Raw genomic sequence first — 7,671 nt, 5'->3', positions numbered from 1 at the left:
TGGAGCGCGATGGACGCCGTCTCCTCGCCGAGGAGCACCCAGTAGGCCTCGACGTGGGGGAAGTTGTCGAGGAGCAGGCGTGCCGCCGCGATCGTGCGCAGGTTGTCCGCGGGCGGCGTGGGCCGCGGCACGAGCCTCGTGGTCCCGACCTGGTAGGGCAGGGCGATGAACGTCAGGAACCCGCCCGACGCGTCCTGCTGGGCGCGCAGGCGGAGCAGGTGGTCCACGCGCTCTTCGCGCGTCTCGATGTGGCCGTAGAGCATCGTCGCGTTCGTCCGAATCCCGAGCGAGTGGGCGAGGCCGTGGATCTCGCACCAGCGCTCGGCGTCGGCCTTGCCCGTGTACTTCAAGAGCTTCGCCACGCGCGCCGAGAAGATCTCGGCGCCGCCGCCCGGCATGGTCTGGAGCCCCGCGGCCTGCAGGCGCGTCAGCACCTCCCGGGGCTCGAGCTTCGAGCGCCGGCAGAAGTAATCGATCTCCGCCGCGGTGAAGGCCTTGATCTGCACGTCGGGGCGCGCGGCGTGGAGCGCCGCGACGACGCCCTCGTAGTACTCGAACGGCCAGTCGGGGTGGTGGCCGCCGACGATGTGGACCTCGCGGACCTCGTCGCGAACCATCCCGACGATGTCCTCGGCCGTGTACTCGAACGCGCCCGCCTCACCCTTCTTCCGCGCGAAGCCGCAGAACGCGCACGAGAGCACGCAGACGTTCGTAGGCGAGATATAGCGGTTGATGACGAAGTAGACGCGGTCGCCCTCGCGACGCGACTTCACGTGGTCGGCCATGCGGCCGACGCCCAGGAGGTCGTCGGTCTCGAAGAGGAGGAGGCCGTCGTCGCGGGTGAGGCGCCGGCCGGCCTGGACCCTGTCCCAGACGGGCGCTAAACGGCTGTCGGCAAAGTGCACGGCAGGGCTCCCTCCGTCAGACCGACCGGTCGGTCTGACTCTACCTTCGAGCCCCGACGCCCGTCAAGGAATCGGCGAGGCGGCGCGCCGGCGGCGCAGCTCGCGGATGATCCGAAGATCCTCCTGGCGCATCGTGAAGCCGACGACCCCCGCGGCGAGAGCCAGGGCCACGAAGACGCCGACGGTCACGTGATCCGCGAGCGTCTCGACGCCGCGGAGGCCGAGCCAGGTCGCGGCGATCGCGGCGATCAGGATGACCGCCAGCGTCACGCCGCGCGTGAGCCAGCGCTCGACCAGCAGGCGCTCGAGTGCCTCGTCGTCCAGCTCCAGCCACCTGTCGTTCCCCATCGTCATGGCTCCCCGAAAGTTCGGTCCAGGACGCTCGCCTATAGTAGTATTCTCGCAGCCATGGCCGGTAGTTAACGGCTCGTCGGGGGAGGGTGGTCGATGACCTCGATGTCCCTGGACCGCTCCGTCCGCGTCGACATCGTCACCTACGTCCCCACCCAGTACAACCACTGAAAGCACTGCGAAGTGACCTGGCAGGTCATGGGGCTCCGGCAGAAGGTGCAGCGGGACCTCGCCCAGTCGGCCCTGCCGGACGACCTCAAGGCCGAGTTCCACGACCTCTCCACGTGGGCGGGCACGCTGCCGGAGAAGTTCGACCAGCGGGTCCGCATCCGGCTGATCGACGTCGCGTCGCTCGAAGGGTTCGTCAAGTCCCTCGTCCACCGCTTCTGGCGCTACCCGGCCTTCGCGATCGAGGGCCAGCGATACGTCGGCTCGGATTTCTCGCGGGTGGACGCCCTGATCGCCCAGGCGCTCCGTCGAAAGGAGGAGCCATCCGCGACCCGGTCGCCGTCATCGAACGCACACTGACCAAGGAGGAGGCAGGATGAATACCTTATTGGCAGTCATCATCGGGGCGGTGACGGTGTACCTCGCGTACACCCTCTACGCCCGGCGAATCGACCGCCGCGTCATCCAGGCCGATCCGAAGCGGGCCACGCCCGCCACGCTCTACATGGATGGCGTCGACTTCATGCCGACGAACAGGAACATCCTGTTCGGCTACCACTTCAAGTCGATCGCCGCCGCCGGGCCGATCATCGGCGCGATCGTGGCCGCCAACCTCTGGGGCTGGCTGCCGGCGATCATCTGGCTGATCCTCGGCGTGTCGTTCCTCGGGTGGGCCAGCGACTACAGCGGGATCGTGATCTCGGTCCGCAACGAGGGCAACAGCCTCTCGGCGATCGCGCACCGGCTCGTGTCGCCGCGCACGCGGTCGATCCTCTTCGTGTTCATCTTCTTCTATCTCCTGCTCGTGGCCGGCGCGTTCGTCGGCATCATGGCCACCGTGCTCGAGGCGCAGCCGAAGACCCAGCTCGGCGTCATCGTCCTCACGGTGATGGGGCTCCTGCTGGGCCAGATGCTCTACCGCTGGCGCACCGGGCTCGTCGGCGCGACGGTCCTGACCGTCGGCGTGACGCTCATCGCGATCCTCGGCGGCGGCTTCACGGAGGAGGTCTTCAAGGCGTTCAACGCCGGCCTCAACAGCCTGTCCGGCGGCGCGCCGCTCGTGACCTACTTCGATCCCACGCTCGCGAACTTCAAGGGCGCCGACGCGAAGCTCATGCCGAGCCTGCTCTTCTGGGCGCTGGCGATCTCGGCGTTCTGCTACGCGGGCTCGGTGCTGCCCATCTGGCGCATGGCGCAGCCCGTCATCTACGTGGGCTTCTGGATCACCGCGCTCTCCATGGTGCTCGGCCTCACGGGCGCCCTCGTGGCGCCATTCCTCAAGCCCGAGGTCGCGCAGTTCGTCATCCCCGCCTTCAAGGGCTTCAACGTGCAGCTCGGTCCGGCCGGGATCATGCCGCTCTGGCCGATGCTCTTCGTGACGATCGCGTGCGGCGCCATCTCTGGATGGCACGCGCTCTTCGGCGCGGTCGGCACGGCGCGCCAGATCCAGAACGAGGCCGACATGCTCCCGATCGGGGGCGGCTCGATGTTCGCCGAGTTCCTGCTCGGCCTGCTGGCGCTCCTGGCCGTCTCCGTCGGCGCCAAGGGCGCGCCGGTCGGCGCCTTCGCGACCGGGCTCGGCGGGTTCATCAGCGTCTGGGGCCTGCCGATCCAGTACGCGACGTCGCTCGCGTTCGCGGCCTTCATCGTCATCGTGCTCGTCGTCACGCAGCTCCTGTTCCGCGTCCAGCGGATCACGCTCAGCGAGTGGCTGGGCGACGTGATCCCGCCGGTCCGCAACCAGCACGTCGCGTCGCTGATCTGCGTCGCGCTGGCGATCCTCCTGATGATGACCGGGACGTGGGTCTACCTCTGGCAGCTCTTCGGCGGCGCCAACCAGATGATGGCGGCGCTGTCGCTCCTGCTGGTGACCGTGTGGCTGGCGTCCGTCGGCAAGAACTGGCTCTACGCGGGCCTGCCGGCGCTCTTCATGTACCTCACGACGCTGGCGTCGCTCCTGGTCACCGCGTACAACATCTACGCGAACGTCTACAACCCTAACCTCGCGGCGGGACGCATGATCCCCGTCGTCGGCTCGGGGCTGATGGTGCTCGTGGCGCTGCTGCTCGTGGCGGCGGCGGTCCTCATCGGCATCGACGGCTGGCGCGCGTTCCAGCGCTATCGCCGCCATCCGGTGACGCAGCCGAGGCCGGCGGCGGCGCGCGCCTGACGCGCTTCTCACGTGGCGCCCGGGGGAGCCGCGGCTCTCCCGGGCGCCGGATCGCGGAGCCGGCATGACCCGCTCCTTCGCGGAGCGCCTCACCGGTCTGAGGGCGGCGGCCTCCAAGTTCTTCTACGGCATGACGGGGTACGAGTTCGCCCGGCACGCCGTGGAGATGCGGCACGAGCTCGAAGCGGTCTTCATGGTCGTGACGTTCGGCGACCTGATCGGCGTGCCGGTGCTGCCGCCGGTCTACTCGCTCCGGCTGCTGCCGTACGTCGTGCCCGAGATCGCGACGTGGAAACGGCACATGGCGCGGCGCCGGGAATTCTGGGAAAAGGACGAGTACGACCTGCACGGACTCTGAGACGGAGAGAGCGATGGCCGACGAGACGAAGCCGAAGAAGAAGGGCGTGCTGGGCGTGTTCCGGGACATCGTCTACGGCATGTCCTCGCACGAGATGACCCGGCACGCCGTCCGCACGCGGGCGAGCATGGAGCACCTGTTCATCCTGATCACGATGGGCGACCTGCTCGGCGTGCCGATCCTGCCGCCCTACTACGCGCTCCGGCTCCTGCCCTACGTCACGCCGCAGATCGCCGGCTGGAAGCGCCGGATGCTGCGCGAGCGCGACGTCACCGACGTCCTGGGCTAGCCGTGTCGCTCCGGACCGTGTTCGAGAGCCAGCCGGACCGGCGGTACATCATGTTCGGCGGCAAGGGCGGGCTCGGCAAGACGACGCTCTCGGCGACGAGCGCCTTCTGGCTCGCGCGGCAGGGCAAGCGCGTGCTCCTCTTCTCGGTCGATCCCCAGGCGAGCCTCTCCGACATCTTCCAGCGGGACATCTTCGGCAAGGGGCCCGTGCCGATCATCGAGAACCTCTGGGCGCAGGAGGTGGACGCCGACCGGCGGATCAAGGACTACCAGGAGGAGATCCGCAAGAAGATCCTGGACATGTACGGCTTCGACAAGGTCCCCGAGGAGATCGACAATTACATCGCGGCCGCCTCGGCGGAGCCCGCGATGGAGGAGAGCGCGATCTTCGACGCGGTCGTGGACATCATCGTCAAGGGCGACTACGACTACTACATCTACGACCTGGTCCCGCTCGGCCACGCGCTCTACTACCTCAGCATGGCGAAGGTCTACGACGAGTGGATCAACAAGATCACGAAGCTCCGGCAGGACATGCGCCAGTACGACCAGGTCGCGGCGACCATGCGCCGCGAGGACACGATCGCCGAGGACCAGATCCTGGGCGAGCTGATGTACATCAAGGAGCGCATCAACGCCTCGTCCCAGATCCTGACCGACAAGAAGCGGACGGCCTTCTTCTTCGTGGTGGTGCCGGAGGAGATGATCATCCTCGACACCAAGAAGGCGGCGGAGCTCTTCGCGAAGTTCGACGTACCGATCTCCGGCTATGTCGTGAACCGCGTCCTGCCCGCCGACCTCGGGCAGGGGAACATCCCGCCCTACCTCCGCAACCGGATCACCATGCAGAAGAAGTACCTGGAGGACATCCGGGGCTCGTTCGGGAGCGAGGTGCTCGCGTACGTGCCGGAGATGGAGCGCGACGTCACCGGCCTGCCGATGATCGAGCGCCTCGCGCGGCGGCTCTTCGAGGAGGACCGGGGATGAACCTCGTCGCCTCCCAGGTGCCGATCCGGACGTCGATGGCGGGCTACCTCGCCGCGCATCGCGAGCTCAAGTACCTCTTCTTCGGCGGCAAGGGCGGCGTCGGTAAGACGGCGATGGCCGGCACGACCGCGCTCTGGCTCGCCAGGCAGGGGCGCCGGACCCTGCTCGCCTCCACCAACCCGGTGCACAGTCTCTCGGGGCTCCTCGGCCAGAACGTGGCCGAGCGTCACACGGCGGTGACCGGCGTCGGCGGGCTCTTCGCTTACGAGATCGACACGCGCGACACGATCGAGCGCTCGAAGCGGGAGATCCGCGAGAAGATCCAGTGGTTCCTGAAGTTCGCCGACATCTCGACCAAGGCCGACGACTTCGTCGAGTCGGCCACGATGAACCCGGCGTTCGAGGAGTCGGCGATGTTCGAGAACATGGTCGACCTGATGCTGAAGAACGAGTACGACGTGTACGTTTTCGACACGGCGCCGACCGCCAACGCCCGCCGGCTCCTCGGCATGTCCAAGGTCTACTCGCTCTGGGTGGACAAGATGCTTAAGTCGCGCGAGGAGGCGCGGACGCTGCGCGAGATGCTCTCGTTCACCAAGAAGAAGGAGGCCGACCCGCTGCTCGAGTACCTGCTCGGCTTCCGCGAGCGCATGGGCCAGGCGCGGCGGCTGCTCACCGACGACGCGAAGACCGCGTTCTTCTTCGTGACGCTGCCGGAGGCGCTGCCGATCGCCGTCATCAGCCGGTTCATCGGCTGGTTCCACGAGTTCGGCATCCCGGTCGGCGGCGTGGTCGTGAACATGGTGCTCGACCGCCAGGCGCTCGGCGGCGACGTGCCGGAGTTCGTGCGGAACCGGATCGGCATGCAGGACGAGCACCTCGTCACGATCCGCGAGAAGTTCGGCGACGGCGTCCGCGCGATCGTCCCGCTGTTCGACCAGGAGGTGCGCGGGACGCGCATGCTGGACACGGCCGCCGGCGCGCTCTTCGCCTGACCCGAGCGCGTCTCCGCCGGACGGCCCCTCGGCACGCCCGGGAGTTCGTCTTGCAGCTGGCCGAAAGCCACTTGACACGGCGCCTCTTCGGGCGAATCCTCGGGCGCATCGACCAAGGGAGCCGCATCGCCACCAGGGTTCGGCGGGATGGGGAGGGACAAATGGCTCGCTCCGATTCTTTTCGTGGGTCCACGTCGCGCCGCGATTTCCTGAAGCTCGCCGCGGCCGGCGCCACCGGCGCCACCGTCGGCGCGGGCTGGCGCCCGCGCGAGGCCAGGGCCAAGCCCGCGCAGATCACGTTCATGCGCGAAAGCTCGTACGTGAAGGAGTTCGACGAGCACTTCAAGAACGTGCTGATACCCCGATACCAGCAGGAAACCGGCATCAAGCTCAGCTACGAGATCGTCGCGGCGGGCGGATCGGCCGTGCCCCGCACGGTGTCGATCGTGGAGAGCAAGGCGCCCGTGGACGCGGCCTGGGTCCAGCAGGAGTGGCTGTACCGGGAAGGCCTGCTGGACGTGTCGGACATCGCCGAGGAAGTGGGCCGCCAGCAGGGTGGATGGTACCCGGAGATCAAGAACCTCTCGGTGTGGGGGGGCAAGTGGAAGTCCGTGCCCTTCGGCAACATCGGCCAGACGATGGTCTACCGCAGAGATTGGTTCGACGCCGCCGGGATACACACCTTCCCCGATACCTGGGAGGAGTTCCTCGAGGCCGGGACCAAGCTGAAGAAAGCCGGCCACCCCTACGGGATGTCCATGGGCCATGGCTTCGCCGACAACAACTCCTGGCTCCTGCCGCTCCTGTGGGGCTTCGGCGGGCAGGTCGTCGCCAAGGATGGCAAGACGATCACGCTGGACTCCGCGGAGACGGCGCGCGCCGTGGACTACGTGCGCAAGCTGTACAAGGATGCCTGCCTCGACGACTGCGTCGGCTGGCTGGATCCCGCCAACAACAAGGCGTTCCTGACCAGCCAGATCTCGTGCACCAACAACGCCATGAGCATCCTGATCTCCGCCAAGCGCGATCTGCCGGACATGGGCAAGGTGATCGACCATGCGCTGAACCCCAAGGGGCCGAAGGGACGCTTCCACAGCCTGGTGCCCGTCACCCACGGCATCTTCAATCACACGCCGGATCCGGAAGCGGCCAAGCACTTCCTGCGCTGGCTGATGGACCCGAAGCAGGTCGCGGCATGGTACAGGTCCGCCTTCATGTACCACGCCCCGTTCCTCCATGCCTATGACCGCGATCCCGAGTGGGACAAGGAGCCGCGGTTCAAGCCCGACCTGCGTGTGCTGGAAACCGGAAAGCTCGTGTCCTGGCCGGCGCCCGCGGACCGCAAGGCGGGCGAAGTCGTCAACAAGTGGATCGTGATCGACATGTTCGCCAAGGCCTGCACGGGGGTGCCCACCAAAACCGTGATCGCGGACGCCATGACGGGGCTCA

9 protein-coding genes are annotated in these 7,671 nt (G+C 67.5%); 7 read left to right on the top strand and 2 right to left on the bottom strand.

Annotation, left to right across the window (positions count from 1 at the left end; all coding sequences use genetic code 11):
• Together VKG64_06405 and VKG64_06400 are read right to left on the bottom strand one after the other, a co-directional pair.
• The coding region (locus VKG64_06405; GenBank protein HKB24672.1) for a radical SAM protein at positions 1-905 on the bottom strand (905 nt) is incomplete at its 3' end.
• A gap of 63 nt (positions 906-968) precedes the next feature.
• On the bottom strand, positions 969-1,259 hold the full coding sequence (locus tag VKG64_06400) for a hypothetical protein (GenBank protein HKB24671.1): 291 nt from the start codon (positions 1,257-1,259) through the stop codon (positions 969-971).
• Between the two features lie 180 nt (positions 1,260-1,439).
• Between VKG64_06400 and VKG64_06395 the strand changes: the two genes are divergently transcribed.
• From VKG64_06395 to VKG64_06365, 7 genes are all read left to right on the top strand, one after another.
• On the top strand, positions 1,440-1,784 hold the full coding sequence (locus tag VKG64_06395) for a hypothetical protein (protein ID HKB24670.1): 345 nt from the start codon (positions 1,440-1,442) through the stop codon (positions 1,782-1,784).
• 16 nt (positions 1,785-1,800) lie between these two features.
• Positions 1,801-3,594 carry a carbon starvation CstA family protein gene (locus VKG64_06390; GenBank protein ID HKB24669.1) on the top strand — a complete coding sequence of 598 codons (1,794 nt, stop codon included), beginning with the start codon at positions 1,801-1,803 and terminating at the stop codon, positions 3,592-3,594.
• 64 nt (positions 3,595-3,658) lie between these two features.
• The gene (locus tag VKG64_06385) at positions 3,659-3,952 is read left to right on the top strand and encodes a hypothetical protein (GenBank protein HKB24668.1); all 294 of its coding nucleotides are present in this window, start codon (positions 3,659-3,661) and stop codon (positions 3,950-3,952) included.
• 13 nt (positions 3,953-3,965) lie between these two features.
• The gene (locus tag VKG64_06380; GenBank protein ID HKB24667.1) at positions 3,966-4,241 is read left to right on the top strand and encodes a hypothetical protein; all 276 of its coding nucleotides are present in this window, start codon (positions 3,966-3,968) and stop codon (positions 4,239-4,241) included.
• Positions 4,242-4,243: 2 nt separating this feature from the next.
• A complete protein-coding gene (locus VKG64_06375) occupies positions 4,244-5,227 on the top strand; it encodes a TRC40/GET3/ArsA family transport-energizing ATPase (GenBank protein HKB24666.1) in 984 nt (327 codons plus the stop codon).
• Positions 5,224-6,222 carry an ArsA family ATPase gene (locus tag VKG64_06370; GenBank protein ID HKB24665.1) on the top strand — a complete coding sequence of 333 codons (999 nt, stop codon included), beginning with the start codon at positions 5,224-5,226 and terminating at the stop codon, positions 6,220-6,222. The genes VKG64_06375 and VKG64_06370 overlap by 4 nt, the downstream gene beginning before the upstream one ends.
• Positions 6,223-6,383: 161 nt before the next feature.
• Positions 6,384-7,671, top strand: a 1,288-nt coding sequence (locus VKG64_06365) for an extracellular solute-binding protein (GenBank protein ID HKB24664.1), incomplete at its 3' end; no start/stop codon positions are given.

Source organism: Candidatus Methylomirabilota bacterium, assembly GCA_035260325.1.
In the GTDB taxonomy this organism is placed as follows: Bacteria; Methylomirabilota; Methylomirabilia; order Rokubacteriales; family CSP1-6; genus AR19.
The sequence above is the reverse complement of the archived record's forward strand: the minus strand, read 5'-3'. Positions and strand labels throughout refer to the sequence as shown.

Excerpts from the sequence above, each read along its gene's own strand:
- VKG64_06400 (HKB24671.1), bottom strand. The coding sequence starts at position 1,259 with ATGACGATGGGGAACGACAGGTGGCTGGAGCTGGACGACGAGGCACTC.
- VKG64_06385 (HKB24668.1), top strand. The coding sequence starts at position 3,659 with ATGACCCGCTCCTTCGCGGAGCGCCTCACCGGTCTGAGGGCGGCGGCC.
- VKG64_06370 (HKB24665.1), top strand. The coding sequence starts at position 5,224 with ATGAACCTCGTCGCCTCCCAGGTGCCGATCCGGACGTCGATGGCGGGC.
- VKG64_06390 (HKB24669.1), top strand. The coding sequence starts at position 1,801 with ATGAATACCTTATTGGCAGTCATCATCGGGGCGGTGACGGTGTACCTC.
- VKG64_06380 (HKB24667.1), top strand. The coding sequence starts at position 3,966 with ATGGCCGACGAGACGAAGCCGAAGAAGAAGGGCGTGCTGGGCGTGTTC.